At 71.0% G+C, this 15911-nt stretch carries 8 protein-coding genes; 7 read left to right on the top strand and 1 reads right to left on the bottom strand.

The window, feature by feature from the left end:
• Nucleotides 1-211: 211 nt before the first annotated feature.
• The 7 genes from NYO98_RS08410 (at nt 212) to NYO98_RS08380 (ending at nt 14088) form a co-directional block, all read left to right on the top strand.
• Nucleotides 212-2845, top strand: coding sequence for an FtsK/SpoIIIE family DNA translocase (locus NYO98_RS08410; protein ID WP_268111141.1), 2634 nt, complete (start codon nt 212-214; stop codon nt 2843-2845).
• Nucleotides 2845-4521, top strand: a complete 1677-nt coding sequence (locus NYO98_RS08405; RefSeq protein WP_268111140.1) for a helix-turn-helix domain-containing protein — start codon at nt 2845-2847, stop codon at nt 4519-4521. Before NYO98_RS08410 ends, NYO98_RS08405 begins: the two co-directional genes overlap by 1 nt.
• 34 nt (nt 4522-4555) lie before the next feature.
• Nucleotides 4556-5647 carry a serine hydrolase domain-containing protein gene (locus NYO98_RS08400; protein ID WP_268111139.1) on the top strand — a complete coding sequence of 364 codons (1092 nt, stop codon included), beginning with the start codon at nt 4556-4558 and terminating at the stop codon, nt 5645-5647.
• A gap of 64 nt (nt 5648-5711) precedes the next feature.
• The gene (gene rimO / locus NYO98_RS08395) at nt 5712-7220 is read left to right on the top strand and encodes a 30S ribosomal protein S12 methylthiotransferase RimO (RefSeq protein WP_268111138.1); all 1509 of its coding nucleotides are present in this window, start codon (nt 5712-5714) and stop codon (nt 7218-7220) included.
• Entirely contained in the window at nt 7217-7852 is a 636-nt protein-coding gene (pgsA, locus tag NYO98_RS08390; RefSeq protein WP_268111137.1) for a CDP-diacylglycerol--glycerol-3-phosphate 3-phosphatidyltransferase, read from the top strand. Before rimO ends, pgsA begins: the two co-directional genes overlap by 4 nt.
• Before the next feature lie 185 nt (nt 7853-8037).
• Nucleotides 8038-10929, top strand: a complete 2892-nt coding sequence (locus tag NYO98_RS08385) for a bifunctional metallophosphatase/5'-nucleotidase (protein ID WP_268111136.1) — start codon at nt 8038-8040, stop codon at nt 10927-10929.
• 78 nt (nt 10930-11007) lie between these two features.
• Nucleotides 11008-14088 (top strand): ExeM/NucH family extracellular endonuclease, encoded by a 3081-nt coding sequence (locus tag NYO98_RS08380; RefSeq protein ID WP_268111135.1) that lies wholly within the window; start codon nt 11008-11010, stop codon nt 14086-14088.
• A 55-nt stretch (nt 14089-14143) separates the two neighbouring features.
• On the opposite strand, the gene NYO98_RS08375 is transcribed toward NYO98_RS08380, so the two are convergent.
• Complete coding sequence (locus tag NYO98_RS08375; RefSeq protein WP_268111134.1) at nt 14144-15910, bottom strand: glycoside hydrolase family 15 protein; 1767 nt, start codon at nt 15908-15910, stop codon at nt 14144-14146.
• Nucleotide 15911: the final 1 nt, after the last annotated feature.

The following is a 15911-nucleotide window of genomic DNA, read 5'->3' as shown; positions in this document are numbered from 1 at the left end:
AAGTCCTCTGTTGAGGAGCTTCACTCTGATTCCTCCGATTTCCGAGATCGCACCCGGAACCAGACGTCGCCCGAGTGACCCGACTCACCTTAAGTAGGACGTCCGACAATGGGAAGGGAGGGTGGGCGGATGACCCCCTCGGGGGTGCGACGGCACGACACGCACTCGTGTGGTCCGTGTGACGGGTGTGACGTGGCCGTAGGGTCGGACCATGGCGACCCGTACGTCTTCCCCGCCGGGGTCGCGGAGCTCGAGCACGTCTGGATCCAAGCGCACCACCAAGGGTTCGAGCACCCGATCACGGAGTACCAGCAAGCGTCCCGCCCCTCGCTCCTCGGCGAAGGGCCGGAGCGGCTCGAGCGCGCGCCCGGCACCTCGTGCCGTCAGGAGCGGGCCGGGTCCGGTCTCGCGGGCCTTCGGCCTGCTCGGGCGCGGCGTCGCAGCCGTGTGGCTCGGCATCGCCCACGCGGTGGGCGCCGTGGCGCGGTCGATCGGGCAGTCCGCCCGCGACCTCGACCCCGAGCACCGCCGCGACGGCGTCGGGCTGTTCCTCTTCGGCCTGGCGATGGTCGTCGCCGCCGCCGTGTGGTGGCAGCTGCCCGGTGGCGTCATGGACTTCGCGCGCTCGGTGACCTCCGGCGCGGTCGGCAAGGTCGGCTGGTTCGTCCCGCTGTTCCTGGTCTACGCCGGCTGGCGCACGCTGCGGGACCCGGAGCGCAACGGGCCCGCCGGCCGGCAGGTCATCGGCTGGGCGGCCTTCACGCTCGGCCTGCTGGGGATCGTGCACATCGCCAACGGCAACCCGCAGCCGGTGCTGGGCGACGCCACCAACCTGCAGGAGGCCGGCGGCGCGGTCGGCTACGTCACCTCGAGCCTGCTGCTCGACCTCATGCAGACGACGTACGTCGTGGTGCCGCTGCTCGTCCTGCTCGCGGTCTTCGGCATCCTCATCATCACCGCCACGCCCGTCTACCAGATCCCGGTCAGGCTTGCCGCGCTCCGCGACAAGGCGCTGGGCCGCACCCCGGTCGACGAGGCCGAGGCGGACGAGCCGACCAAGCCGGTGCGGCCACGCCGCCGCTCGATGCTCGACGACGACATCGACCCCGAGATGGGCGACCCGGCCTACGACAGCCCGGTCCTCTCCGACCGTGAGCTCAAGAAGCGTCGGCGCAAGAAGGAGGTCGAGCCCCAGGAGGACTACGGGATCGACCTGTTCGCCGACCCGCTCGCCCCGGGCGAGGCCTCGGCCGACGCCCCCACCGAGGTCACGCCGGCCGTGGCCGGCGCGGCGGTCAAGGACGACACCGGTCCGGTCGAGCCGCCGCCGCACACCCCGCTGCCCGCCCGGGTGGAGCAGCTGGCGCTGTCGGGCGACATCACCTACTCCCTCCCCGACAACTCCGCGCTGAAGCCCGGGTCGCCGCACAAGGCGCGCTCGAAGGCCAGCGACGCGGTCGTCGAGCGGCTGATGCAGGTGATGGACGAGTTCGGCATCGACGCGACCGTCACCGGCTACACCCGCGGCCCGACCGTCACCCGCTACGAGGTCGAGCTCGGCCCCGCGGTCAAGGTCGAGAAGGTCACCGCGCTGTCGAAGAACATCGCCTACGCGGTCGCGTCCGCCGACGTCCGGATCCTCAGCCCGATCCCGGGCAAGTCGGCGATCGGCATCGAGATCCCGAACACCGACAAGGAGATCGTCTCCCTCGGTGACGTGCTCCGGTCCGGCACGGCCCGCTCCGACCACCACCCGATGGTCGCCGGGCTCGGCAAGGACGTCGAGGGCGGCTTCGTCGTGGCCAACATGGCGAAGATGCCGCACCTCCTCGTCGCCGGTGCGACCGGCTCCGGAAAGTCGAGCTTCATCAACTCGCTGATCACCTCGATCCTCATGCGGGCCACGCCCGACGAGGTGCGGATGATCATGGTCGACCCCAAGCGGGTGGAGCTCAACGCCTACGAGGGCGTGCCGCACCTGATCACCCCGATCATCACCAACCCCAAGAAGGCCGCCGAGGCGCTGGCGTGGGTCGTGCGCGAGATGGACATGCGCTACGACGACCTCGCCAACTTCGGCTTCCGTCACATCGACGACTTCAACAAGGCGGTGCGGGCCGGCAAGGTCGAGGTGCCCCCGGGCAGCGAGCGCACGCTGACGCCGTACCCCTACCTCCTCGTCATCGTCGACGAGCTGGCCGACCTGATGATGGTCTCGCCGCGCGACGTCGAGGACTCCGTCGTCCGCATCACCCAGCTCGCCCGCGCGGCCGGCATCCACCTGGTGCTCGCCACGCAGCGGCCCTCCGTCGACGTCGTGACCGGGCTGATCAAGGCCAACGTGCCGTCCCGGCTCGCCTTCGCGACGAGCTCGCTGGGCGACAGCCGCGTGATCCTCGACCAGCCGGGTGCCGAGAAGCTGGTCGGCCAGGGTGACGGCCTCTTCCTGCCGATGGGGGCGTCCAAGCCGGTGCGCGTCCAGGGCTCGTGGGTCACGGAGGCGGAGATCCACCAGGTCGTCAAGCACTGCAAGGACCAGCTGGAGCCGACCTACGTCGAGGACGTGACGGCGCCGAAGGAGTCCAAGCGGGAGCTCGACGACGACATCGGGGACGACATGGAGCTCGTGGTGCAGGCCATCGAGCTGATCGTCTCCACGCAGTTCGGCTCGACCTCGATGCTCCAGCGCAAGCTGCGCGTCGGCTTCGCCAAGGCGGGCCGGCTGATGGACATCCTCGAGAGCCGCGGGGTCGTCGGCCCCAGCGAGGGCTCGAAGGCCCGCGACGTCCTGGTCAAGCCGGACGAGCTCGATTCCGTGATCGCCACGTTGGAGGGGGGAGCCTGATGGGCGCCAGGTCGATGCAAGCAGCAGTCCACGACGACGACACCAGCTGGACCGAGACGGGGGAGCACGAGTCGCTCACCGTGGCTCCCGACGCGGTGGAGGTACGCCGCAGCGCGGCCGTCGCCGCCGGTGTCGGTCTGACCGCCTCCGCGGTCGCCATCGCCTATCTGGCTCGCGCCACCCGGACCGGGTCCGTGCTCGACTGGGCGTTCGTGGTCGCGATGGGCCTGCTGGGTGCCTACTGGCTCGTCGGGCTCGTCGACGCCCGCACGCCGCTCCTCGTGGCCGACGCCCAGGGCATCCGGATCCGGCTCGGCCGCACCTGGCGCGGTCTGCCGTGGACGGCGGTGCACCACGTCGAGCACACGCCGCGGAAGGGGCTGCTGCGCGACGGCCGCCTGGTCGTCGTGCCGCACAACCTCGAGCTGATCGAGGCCGAGCTCACCGGCACCGGCAAGCGCCACACCAGCATCTCCCGGCTGCTGCACGGCGCACCGTTCGCCGTGCCGCTCGGGCTGTCCACCCGCGTCATCGGCGCGGACGGCGACCTGACCGAGGCCCTCGGTCGCGTCGCCCGCGACGCCAGCCAGATCGTCGTCCTCGAGCCGGCGGGCGCCGAGTTCGAGGACGACGCACCGGTCGAGGCTCCCGGCTCCGTGGACGCGGCGGCCACGGAGCCCGAGCCCGAGCCGGAGGTCGAGGTCGAGGCCGCCGAGCCGGTCGTCGTCGCCAGCCCGACGCCGGCCGCGCTGCGCGAGACCGGCGCTGCCCGGCGGTCGGAGGTGCGGCGCGAGGTCGTCGTCGACGAGGACGAGCCGGAGGGTCGCGAGCTGCGCCGCCCGGGTCGCGTCAGCCTCGTGGAGGAGACCCAGTCGTGGGGCGACCGCGTCCGTGCGATCGCGCGGCCGGGGGAGCCGGTCGAGCCCCTGGTGCTCGACGACTTCGAGGTCGAGCCCGCCGAGGACCCGGTCATCGGCCCGGAGCTGGCCGCGGCCCGCACCCGGCTGGGCCTGAGCGTCGACCAGCTCGCCGACCGAACCCGCATCCGCCCGCACGTCATCGAGGCCGTCGAGGTCGACGACTTCGAGCCCTGCGGCGGTGACTTCTACGCCCGCGGCCACCTGCGCACGCTCGCCCGCGTGCTCGGCATCGACGTCGCGCCGCTGCTCGCGTCGTACGACGAGCGCTACGCCCGCGCGCCCATCAACCCGCGTCGCGTCTTCGAGGCCGAGCTGGCCACCGGCGCCCACGGCTCGATCCGCGGCACCCGCGGCGGTCCCAACTGGTCGGTGCTCGTCGCGGTCGTGATGGCGCTCGTGCTCGCGTGGTCGATCGCCCGGCTGGTCATGGACACCCCGCCCGAGCTGCGCGGGGCCACGCCGGTCCTCAACGGCTCCGGCGGACCGCAGGGTGCGGGCAACGCGCCGCCGGCCGAGCCCGTCGCGGTCGTCGTCAGTGCCGCGTCGGGTGGCGCCCAGGTCGTGGTCCGCGACGGCGCGGGGGAGCAGGTCTTCAAGGGCAACCTGGCCGTGGGCCAGACGCGCGAGCTGAAGGCATCACCGCCGGTGCGCGTGATGTCCTCCGACGGCGCCGTCACCGTCTCGCTCGCCGGCGGCAAGGCCCGCCCGGTCGGCGAGCCCGGCGTGGCCGGTCAGGGCACCTTCGTCGCCGACTGAGCAAGCCAAGTGACGTGGTGACGTGGTGGCGTCCGTGACGGCAGGTCCGGCGGCGGTGGTCGACGAGCTCGTCGGATCCGGGCGCGACCCCGGCTGCGCGGTCGCGGTCGTGCGCGACGGCCTCGTCGAGGTCGACCACGCGGCGGGGACGCTCGACGGCCGTCGCGCCTGGACGTCCGACACCCTCGTGTTGACCTACTCGGTCGCGAAGCCGTTCGCGGCGTTGGCGGTGCTCGACGCGGTGTCCGAGGGTGCGGTGGCGCTGGACGACGCGGTCGCGTCGGTGTGGCCGGAGTACGGGGCCGCGGGCAAGGCCGGCACGACAGTACGGCACCTGCTCTCGCACCGGGCGGGCCTGCCGTCCTTCGGTGACGAGGCGGCCACGGTCGCGTACGACGACCGCGACGCCCTGGTCGAGCTGCTGGCGGCGGCCACGCCCGTGCACGAGCCCGGGGCCGCCGTCGCGGAGCATGCCCTGACCTACGGCCACCTCCTCGACGAGGTGGTGCGCCGCGCCACCGGCGAGGACCTCGCCGGACGCTTCGCCCGGATCGCCTCGGCGGGCGGCTGGGACCTCCACCTGCGGGTCCCGGAGCACGACCTCGACCGGGTGGCAACCGTCGAGGAGGTCGTCCCGACGTGGCGCGCCGACTACGAGCGCGACCCGCGGTGGGGACCCGCCATGGGACGTCCTCCGGGGCTGCTCGACCCCGCGGTGCTCAACTCCGCACGCTTCCGGCGGACCTCGTTCCCCGCCGTCGCGCTCCACGCCTCCGCGGTCGCCCTCGCCCGCTTCTACGACGACGTCCGTCGCCCGGACGGGCTCGTCGCCCAGCGACTCGGCCAGGAGACGTGGCGTGCCTTCCTCGAGCCCGCGGCCTCGGGTCACGACCTCGTGCTGGACCGCGACGTGGTGTGGACCCTGGGCTTCCAGCGCGAGGAGGAGGACTCGCGCCTCGAGATCGGCATGGGCGGGGCGGGCGGCTGCTCGGCCTGGACCGAGCCGGCCGCCGGCTACGGCGCGGCGTTCGTCAGCCGCGGCCTGGGCCGGCACGACCGGGGCTCCGAGGTGTGGCAGGCCGTGCGCGACGCGTACGGCCCGCCGGCACGACCGGGACCCGCGTGAGAGCCTCCTCACCGCCCCGGCGGTGCGGGTCGAGGCGCCTCGACCCGGCATACTCACGGGTGCGATGACCACAACCGAGTCCGAGACCCCTGCCGCCGCCACCGCAGCCCCCCTCCAGGTCGCTGTCGTGACCCTCGGCTGCGCCCGCAACGAGGTCGACTCCGAGGAGCTGGCCGGACGGCTCGAGGCCGGTGGCTTCGTGCTGGTCGACGACGCGGAGGACGCCGACACCGTCGTGGTCAACACCTGCGGCTTCGTCGAGGCTGCCAAGAAGGACTCGGTCGACACGCTGCTCGACGCCGCCGACCTCAAGGCGTCCGCCGGCCACGGCGGCCGCGCCCAGGCCGTCGTCGCGGTCGGCTGCCTGGCCGAGAGGTACGGCAAGGACCTCGCCGAGTCGCTGCCGGAGGCCGACGCGGTCCTCGGCTTCGACGACTACCCCGACATCGCCGCCCGGCTGCGCGCGATCGTGGCGGGGGAGACGCACCACCCGCACACGCCCTCCGACCGCCGGCGCCTGCTGCCGATCTCGCCGGTCGAGCGCGACGCCTCCGCCATCTCGGTGCCCGGGCACCAGGACCAGCCGGACGGCGGGGACGTCACGGAGATCGGTGCCGGTGCCCCCGCGACGGGCCCGCGCGCCGTACGCCGTCGCCTCGACGCGGGCCCGATGGCTCCGCTCAAGCTGGCCAGCGGCTGTGACCGGCGCTGCTCGTTCTGCGCCATCCCGAGCTTCCGCGGCTCGTTCGTGAGCCGTCGTCCCAGCGACGTCCTGCAGGAGGGCCAGTGGCTGGCCACGCAGGGCGTCAAGGAGCTCTTCCTCGTCAGCGAGAACTCGACGTCCTACGGCAAGGACCTCGGGGACCTCCGGCTGCTGGAGACGCTGCTGCCCGAGCTCAGCGGCATCGACGGCATCGAGCGGGTGCGCGTGTCCTACCTGCAGCCCGCCGAGACCCGGCCGGGCCTGATCGAGGCGATCGCCTCGACCCCCGGGGTCGTGCCCTACTTCGACCTGTCCTTCCAGCACGCCAGCGCCTCGGTGCTGCGGCGGATGCGGCGGTTCGGCGACCCCGACAGCTTCCTCGGCCTGCTCGAGCAGGTCCGTTCGCTCGCCCCGCTGGCCGGCGTACGGTCCAACGTCATCGTCGGCTTCCCCGGCGAGACCGAGGACGACCTCCAGACCCTGTGCGACTTCCTGGTCGCGGCTCGCATGGACGTCACCGGCGTCTTCGGATACTCCGATGAGGACGGCACCGAGGCCGCGGGCTTCGCCGACGACGTCAAGCTCGACGACGACGAGATCCGCGCCCGCACCGAGCACGTCAGCACCCTGGTCGAGGAGCTCAACGCGCAGCGCGCGGAGGAGCGCATCGGCGAACGTGTGGTCGTGCTGGTCGAGTCCGTCGACGACGACGTGGTCGAGGGCCGCGCGGCCCACCAGGGGCCGGAGGTCGACGGCACGACGACGCTGACCGGTGCCGGTCGCGCGACGGTCGGCGACCTGGTGGAGGCGACCGTCCTCGGAACTGACGGGGTGGACCTGATCGCACGCACGGACGGAGCCCCGGCATGACCAACGACCCCGCGGGCACCGAGCAGCAGGCGGTGTCCAACTTCAACATCGCCAACGTGCTCACCACGCTGCGCATCGTCATGGTGCCGTTCTTCGGCTGGGCGCTGCTCTACGACGGGGGCAACGACCCGACCTGGCGCTGGGTCGCCTTCGCGATCTTCGCCGTCGCGATGATCACCGACAAGATCGACGGCGACCTCGCACGCAAGCACAACCTGATCACCGACTTCGGCAAGATCGCCGACCCCATCGCCGACAAGGCGATCACCGGCATGGCCTTCATCGGGCTCTCGATCGTCGGCGACATCTGGTGGTGGGTCACGATCATCGTGCTCCTGCGCGAGTGGAGCGTGACCCTCCTGCGGCTGTCGATCCTCAAGGACGTCGTCGTCGCCGCCGCGCAGAGCGGCAAGATCAAGACCGTCCTGCAGGCCGTGGCCCTGGGCCTCCTGATCTGGCCGCTTCCCCACGGCGACGCGCACGGTGGCGCCTTCGACTTCTGGCCGGGGATGCTCGGTGAGGCGCTGTTCTACCTCGCGCAGGTGACGCTCGCCGCTGCCGTCGCGATGACGATGTGGTCGGGCTACGAGTTCTTCCGCGACGTCCGGCGGCAAAGGGCAAAGCGCGTCTGACTCGGTGACGTGCGGGCAGCAGCGGACCGACATCAAGTCGTTACCGAGCATTCGCAAAATCCATACTTTCCTGGGGTCCCGCTGTCGGAGGTGTGAGGTTAGGGTGAGCCGGCTCACCCACCCTCTCGAAAGGTCCTCCTTTGTCAGCATCACGATTGGGGCGCCGGTTCTCGCTGGCGACCGCCGTGACGGGACTTCTTGCTGCGCCGCTCGCCGTGGTCACCACGGCTGTTCCCGCGCAGGCAGCTCCCGTCGACATCCAGATCCTCGCCACCAACGACTTCCACGGTCGTCTCCTCCCCAACACCTCCAACGGTGCTCAGGAGGCGGGCGCGGCCCAGTTCGCAGGCGCGGTCAAGCAGCTGGAGTCGGACTACCCGAACAGCACTGTGTTCACCGCGGCTGGCGACCTGATCGGGGCCTCCACGTTCGAGTCCTTCATCCAGCGTGACAAGCCGACTCTCGACGCCCTGAACATCGCCGGCCTCGACGTCTCGGCAGCTGGCAACCACGAGTTCGACGCGGGCTACGACGACCTCGTCAACCGGGTGATGAAGTCCTACGATGCGACCACCAACCCCGAGGGTGGCGCGAAGTGGCAGTACATCGCGGCCAACGTGAAGGAGGCGGGTGATCACAGCGCCTATGCGCTTCCGGACGTCACTCCCAACACCCCGGACCCGTCGGACGTCTCCGATGGCGGCACGTGGATGACGACGATGAACGGCGTCAACGTCGGCTTCGTGGGCGCGGTGACCGAGGACCTCCCCGCGCTCGTGAGCCCGTCGGGCATTGCCGACATCTACGTCGATGACATCGTCGACACGGTCAACCAGGGCGCCGCGGACCTCAAGGCCGACGGCGCCGACATCGTGGTCATGCTGATCCACGAGGGCGCGAGCTCGGAGAACATCGCCGCGTTGAGCGACGGTTCCGCCTTCGCCCAGATCGTGGCCGGGGTGGACCCCACCGTCAGCGCGATCATCTCAGGGCACACCCACCTGGCCTACAACCACGCCGACCCCAACGCCGACACCGCCGGCCGTCCGGTCGTCTCGGCCGGCCAGTACGGCACGAACCTCAACAAGCTGGTCTTCACGGTCGACCCGGACACCGACAGCGTCGCCCTGAAGAGCAAGGACATCGTCCGGGCGAACACCGTCTCCATCACGGCACCAGCCGCCACTGCTGCGCGCGACGCCGCTGCCGCTGTGGTCCAGGACGCCGTGACCAAGGCCGACGTGCTTGGTGCACGCGAGCTGGGGCAAGTGGCCATGCCCTTCAACCGCGCGAAGCTGTCCAACGGCAACGAGAACCGTGGCGGCGAGTCGACGCTCGGCAACCTGGTCGCTGAGGTCCAGCGCTGGGCTACCGGCCCCGAGTCCTCGGGGACCGCGCAGATCGCCTTCATGAACCCCGGCGGCCTGCGCACCGACATGCTCGGCAACAACGCCGCCGGCTACCCGGCCGTGCTGACCTACAAGCAGGCGGCCGTTGTCCAGCCGTTCGCCAACACCCTCGTCACGATGGACATGACCGGCGCCCAGATCAAGACGCTGCTCGAGCAGCAGTGGCAGCGTGACGGCTCCGGCAACGTTCCCTCTCGCCCGTTCCTGCGTCTCGGCACCTCGGAAGGCTTCGAGTTCACCTACGACGCCACGCGCGCCGAGGGGAGCCGGATCACCGGCATGTGGCTCAACGGCACGGCGATCGCTCCGGCGACCGTCTACTCCGTCACCGCGAACTCGTTCCTCGCATCCGGTGGAGACAACTTCCGCGCCTTCAACCTCGCGACCAACAAGCGCGACTCCGGTCGTGTGGACCTCCAGGCCATGGTCGACTACATGGCCGCGAAGACCCCGGTCGAAGGAGACACCACCCAGCACGCCGTCGGCCTGAGCTTCCCCCCGGAGGCCCCGTCGGTCTACCACCCGGGTGAGCACGTCCGTTTCTCCGTGAGCTCGTGGGCCTTCACCGGTGCCGGCGACCCGCAGGACAAGACGGTCACGGTCGAGGTCGACGGCACCGACATCGGGAGCCTCCCGGTGGACAACACGCTGGGCACCGCGGTGTTCGACGACTACGGCAAGATCACGGGCGACGTCGAGATCCCGGTCGGCACGCCGCCGGGAGCCCACGTCATCACTCTGGTCGGCGACACCACTGGCACCAGCCTCGAAGTCCCGGTGCAGACCGACCGGGCGCCGATCAAGTCCGACGCGACCGTGACCGCCCTCGCCACGCCTTCGACCGTCAAGGCGCCGACGGGCACCTCGGTCCTCGACGTCACCGTTGCGACTCCGGGCCACAAGGCCACCGGACTCGTCGCGGCCCTGCTGGGCGGCGAGGTGATCGGCGGGGCGGAGCTGGTCGACGGCAAGGCTGCGCTCAAGATCGGGCCGTTCGCGACGGCCGGCGAGAAGCTGATCGAGGTCAAGTACTACGGCGACCAGGCGACGAAGGCGGCGTCCGGCCAGGTGAGCGTCACCGTGGAGCCCGCGCCGGTCGTCGAGAAGGCCACGCCGACGTTGACGGCAACGGTCACGCCCAGCACGGTGCAGGTCAAGAAGGACGGTGCCACCGTGTCGCTGACGGTCACGAAGCCGTCTGGCACGGCGACCGGAGCGGTCATCGCCCTGGTCGGCGGCAAGGTCGTGGGCGCCGGGGAGCTCGCGGGCGGCAAGGCGGACATCGCCCTGCAGCCCTTCGAGGAGGCCGGCGCAGCCGCCGTGACGCTGAAGTACTTCGGTGACGAGACCACCAAGGCCGCGGAGGCCACGGTGACCGTCGAGGTCACCAAGGCGAGCCCCCGAGCAGCGGTGCGAGCACCGAAGCGCGTCGAGCGCGGTGAGCGTGCCGTGTTCCGCCTCACGCTGAAGTCGGCCGATAACACGCCCTCCGGCAAGGTCACGGTCAAGGTCGCGGGCAAGAAGGTGACGAAGAAGCTGAAGGCTGGCAAGGCCACCTTCCGCATCAAGATGACCAAGCTCGGCAAGAACAAGGTCGTCATCTCCTACAGCGGGGACGACACCACTGCCGCAACCAAGAAGGTCGTGCGCGTCCGCGTGACGCGCTGACCGCACGACACCCGACGGGAGGGGATCCGGACTCGACCGGATCCCCTCTCCGTTCCTTCGCACTCCTCAGGAGAATCCATGCAGACCTCCGCGTTCGTACGACGCGCAGCCGGCGGCATCAGCCTCGGCCTCCTCACGGCAGGGCTCTCCGTCCTGTCGTCATCCCCGGCGTCGGCCGCCCTCGCGAACCACCTCGTCGTCAACGAGGCCTACGGTGGCGGAGGCAACTCCGGGGCTACCTGGACCAACGACTTCATCGAGCTGTACAACCCGACCGACGCGCCGATCAGCCTCACGGGCCTGTCGGTCCAGTACCGCTCGTCGGGCGGCACGGGTACCGGCTTCACGAACCTGAGCGGCACGGTCGCGGCGAAGAGCCACTTCCTCGTGCAGCAGGCGGCAGGCTCGGGTGGTACGACTGCCCTGCCGACGCCGGACGCCATCGGCACGCTCGCGATGAGTGGCACCGCGGGGACGGTCGCCCTTGTGACCGGCACCGAAACCGTCACCCCGACCGCGGGCAACACGATCGACCTGGTCGGCTGGGGCGGCGCTACCCTCCGCGAGGGCACAGCGGCGCCGGCCACCACCAACTCGACGTCTGTGGCGCGCAAGGTCGAAGGCGACGACACCAATGACAACTCCGTCGACTTCGCCGCGGGAGTGCCGAGCCCGACCAACTCCGCCGGGCAGACGCAGCCTCCCGCAACCGGGGGCAACGACCCGGTCGAGGTGACGATCGCCGAGGTCCAGGGCACGGGCGCGGAGAGCCCGCTCATCGGTGACGCGGTCGTCACCGAGGGCGTCGTCACCGCCGCGTTCCCGACCGGCGGGTACAACGGCTTCTACATCCAGACCGGTGGCGAGGACACGACGCCCGGTGCTTCGGACGGCGTCTTCGTCTACGAGCCGAACTTCGCCAGCACCATCGCGGTGGGCGACTCGGTCGAGGTCGAGGGCGTGGTGGAGGAGTTCAGCACTCTCACGGAGATCGACGCGACCAAGGTCACCGAGCTCGCCCAGCCCCTGCCCGCCGTCGTGCCGAACACAGTCCTGCCCGGCACCGACTGCGCGCTCCCGGGCGGCGAGTGCCTCACCGGTGCTGCTCTCGACGCGGCCCGCGAGGAGTTCGAGGGCGAGGCTTTCCAGCCGACCGCGCCGATGACGGTCACCGACTCCTACGATTTCGGTGTCACCTCGTCGAGCTACTTCGGCGAGATCGGGATCGCGGCAGCGTCGATCATCCCGCTGGTCACGCCCACCGAGGTGATCGACGCGCAGGACACGGCCGCGATCGCTGCCCGCACGGCCTACAACGCCGCTCATCTGGTGATCCTCGATGACGGGTCGTCGGCCACCTACTGGAACACCAGCAACACCGCGGGTGCGCAGGACCAGCCGGTGCCTTGGCTGACGGCCGACCACACGGTCCGCGTCGGTGCCGGCGTCACGTTCCACCAGCCGGTCGTCCTCGACTATCGCTTTGGGTGGAAGCTGCAGCCGCAGCGCCAGGTCGTGGGCAAGCCGACCGGTCTGGTCACCTTCGAGCAGGACCGTCCCGCAGCGCCGGCAGAGGTGGGAGGCGACCTCGAGCTCGCCACGTTCAACGTCCTGAACTACTTCACCACCTTCGGGGGCGACGTCGTCGGCTGCACCGCGTTCGTCGATCGTGACGACAACCCGATCGCCACCCGCAGCTGCAGCTCGCCCAACGGGCCGCGCGGTGCGTGGAACCAGGTCAACTTCGAGCGCCAGGAGGCCAAGATCGTGAACGCGATCAACACGATGGACGCCGACATCGTGTCCCTCGAGGAGCTCGAGAACTCCAGGTCGGTCGACGGTGCCAGCCGCGACGAGGCACTCGCGGCCCTGGTGGCGGCGCTCAACGCGGACGCGGGCACCCAGCGCTGGGCGTTCGTGCCGTCCCCCTCCGTCGTCCCGGCGAGTGAGGACGTGATCCGTACCGGATTCATCTACGACCCGCGCACGGTCAGCCCTGTCGGCGAGAGCGAGATCCACGACGTGAGCGCGTTCGACAACGCCCGCGACCCGCTGGGCCAGGTGTTCAAGCCCAAGGGTGCGAACCCGGACCAGGCCTTCGCCGTCATCGTCAACCACTTCAAGTCCAAGGGCTCGGGCGTCGACGACGGCACCGGGCAGGGCAACGCCAACCCCGACCGCGTCGCGCAGGCCACCGCCCTGACTCAGTTCGCGAGCACCTTCGCGACGGCACGCGGCACCGACAAGGTCTTCCTCACGGGCGACTTCAACGCCTATTCGATGGAGGACCCGGTCCAGGTGATCGAGGCTGCGGGCTTCACGTCGCTGGAGTCCACGGACGACCCCGCCGAGGAGAGCTACAGCTTCTCCGGCACCTCCGGCTCTCTCGACCACGTGTTCGCCAACGCCGCAGCCAAGGCAATGGTGACCGGGGTCGACCTGTGGGAGATCAACGCCAACGAGTCGGTCTTCTACCAGTACAGCCGCTACAACTACGTCGGCACGAACCTCTACACACCCGAGGTGTATGCCAGCTCCGACCACAACCCCGAGGTCGTTGGCATCAAGGTGCCGGTGAAGCCTGAGCCGCCGGCGACGGTCGAGGTCGCGGCGAAGGTCACTCCCCAGGTCGTCGTCGTGGACCGCACCGAGGCCACTGTGCACGCCACGGTGACCCGCGGGTCGGCGGCGCCGGCCTCCGGGACGGTCGAGGTGCGCGAGGGCGGCACTGTACTGGCGTCCGGTCCCGTCTCCGGCGGCGTGGCCAACGTCAAGCTGCCGGTCTTCGCGACCATCGGCGACCACGTGCTGACCGTCCGCTACCTCGACGGCACTGCCGCGCTCGCGGAGCAGACGGTGACCGTGACGGTCCTGCGTGCGGCCTCCGACATCCGTGTCTTGCGGGCCACGGCTGTCCAGGGCAAGAAGGCTGTGCTGAAGGTCGCTGTCGAGGACTCCGACCTCGGCGCGGCCACCGGGAAGGTGCGCGTGAAGGTGCACGGCACCTGGCGCAGCGTCCGGCTCGAGGATGGCCGGGCCAAGGTGAGGTTGCCGGCATTCGCGAAGCCCGGCACGAAGCGTGTCGTGGTCTCCTACACGGGCTCCTCGAGCGTCGAGGGCGACCGCCAGGTCGTGAAGGTGCGCGTCAAGCGCCGCTGACGCGCAGACAGTTCGACGGCCCGGACTCCACGTGGAGTCCGGGCCCTCGTCCTGCTCAGCGCAGGGCTAGGGCCGCTTGCACGAGCGCGAGGTGGCTGAACGCCTGCGGGAAGTTGCCCGCCATCCGCTCGTGCGTGACGTCGTACTCCTCGGACAGCAGGCCGACGTCGTTGGCCAGGCCGCACAGCCGGTCCATCAGCTCGGTGGCCTGCTCACGGCGACCGGCCGTCGCGAGGGCGGACACCAGCCAGAACGAGCAGGCCAGGAACGGGTGCTCGTCGCCGGCGATCCCGTCGACGCCCGTCTCGGTGCGGTAGCGCAGCAGCAGCCCGCCGACGTCGAGGTCGGCGATCACGGCGTCGATCGTCCCGAGCACGCGCGGGTCGTCGCCCGGCAGGAAGCCGACCAGCGGGATGGTGAGCAGCGAGGCGTCGACGGCGGTCGTGTCGTAGTGCTGCGTGAAGGTGCCCCGCTCGTGGTCGAAGCCCTTGTCCAGGATCTCCTCGCGCACCTGGTCACGGAGCTCGCGCCAGCGGTCGACCGTCCCGTCGAGCCCGTGGCGCTCGACGGCCTTCACCGCGCGGTCGAAGGCCACCCAGACCATCACGCGCGAGTGGGTGAAGTGCCGCTGGGGTCCACGGATCTCCCACAGCCCGTTGTCCGGCTCGTCCCAGTGGTCGGCGAGCTCGTCGACGAGGGCCCGCTGCAGGGCCCAGGAGTTGGGCGTGTCCGCCAGACCGGACTCGCGGGCGAGCTCGAGCGCGATCATCACCTCGCCCAGCACGTCGTTCTGGCGCTGGCACACCGCGCCGTTGCCGATCCGCACCGGCCTGCTGTCCGCGTAGCCGGGCAGGTGGGGCACCTCTCGCTCGGGCAGCTGGCGGCCGCCGTCGACGGCGTACATGATCTGCAGGTCGGCCGGGTCGCCGGCCACGGCCCGCAACAGCCAGCTGCGCCAGTGCAGCGCCTCCTGCGCGTAGCCGGCGCTGAGCAGCGACTCGAGGGTCAGGGCCGCATCCCGCAACCAGCAGAAGCGGTAGTCCCAGTTGCGCTCGCCGCCGAAGTCCTCCGGCAGCGACGTGGTGGGCGCGGCGACGATGCCGCCGGTCTCGGCGTGCGTCATCAGCAGGAGCGTGAGCAGGCTGCGGCGCACCAGGTCGGCGTGCGGCACGTCGTCGGGACATCGTGCGGACCACTCGCGCTGACGCATGGTCGTGGCGTCGATCCGCTCGTCGAAACCCAGCGGGCGGGGGATGTCGCGCCACGAACGCACCCAGGTCGTGGAGAAGGTGGCCTCGTCACCGGCGCTCATCTCGAACTCGTCGCTGTGGTGGCCGTGGTGGCCGTGGGGCAGGTGCGGCCCGCGCAGCACGAGCTTGTCCGGGCCGGCCACCGCCACCACGACCTCGTCGCCGTGGGCCTGCTCCCGGCTCACCCACGGCCGCACGTGGCCGTAGTCGGTGCGGACCACCCAGTCGTGCCGGATCCGCACGGTGCCCCGCGTGCAGGTCAGGCGGCGTACGACGTCCGCGCGGTCGTCCCCGACCGGCATCACGTCCAGGAGCACCACCTCGCCGTCGGCGAGGGTGAAGGTGGTCTCGAGGCAGGCGGTCCCGTCGAGGTACTGCCGCGACGTCGCGACCACCTCGTCGGCCGGGGCCAGCAGCCAGCGGCCGTTCTCCTCCGTGCCGAGCAGCGCGGCGAAGCAGGCGGGGGAGTCGAAGCGTGGCAGGCACAACCAGTCGATCGACCCGTCCTTGCCGACCAGGGCGGCGGTGCCGCGGTCGCCGATCAGTGCGTAGTCCTCGATGGGGAGAGCCATG

Source organism: Nocardioides pini (assembly GCF_026712185.1).
Lineage (GTDB): Bacteria > Actinomycetota > Actinomycetes > Propionibacteriales > Nocardioidaceae > Nocardioides > Nocardioides pini.
Note: the sequence above shows the minus strand (reverse complement) of the source record. Positions and strands in the feature narration are given on the sequence as shown.

Bases quoted from the DNA above. Each gene is read 5' to 3' on its own strand.
- pgsA (WP_268111137.1), top strand. From the start codon at position 7,217: ATGACCAACGACCCCGCGGGCACCGAGCAGCAGGCGGTGTCCAACTTC.
- NYO98_RS08380 (WP_268111135.1), top strand. From the start codon at position 11,008: ATGCAGACCTCCGCGTTCGTACGACGCGCAGCCGGCGGCATCAGCCTC.
- NYO98_RS08375 (WP_268111134.1), bottom strand. From the start codon at position 15,910: ATGGCTCTCCCCATCGAGGACTACGCACTGATCGGCGACCGCGGCACC.
- rimO (WP_268111138.1), top strand. From the start codon at position 5,712: ATGACCACAACCGAGTCCGAGACCCCTGCCGCCGCCACCGCAGCCCCC.
- NYO98_RS08405 (WP_268111140.1), top strand. From the start codon at position 2,845: ATGGGCGCCAGGTCGATGCAAGCAGCAGTCCACGACGACGACACCAGC.
- NYO98_RS08410 (WP_268111141.1), top strand. From the start codon at position 212: ATGGCGACCCGTACGTCTTCCCCGCCGGGGTCGCGGAGCTCGAGCACG.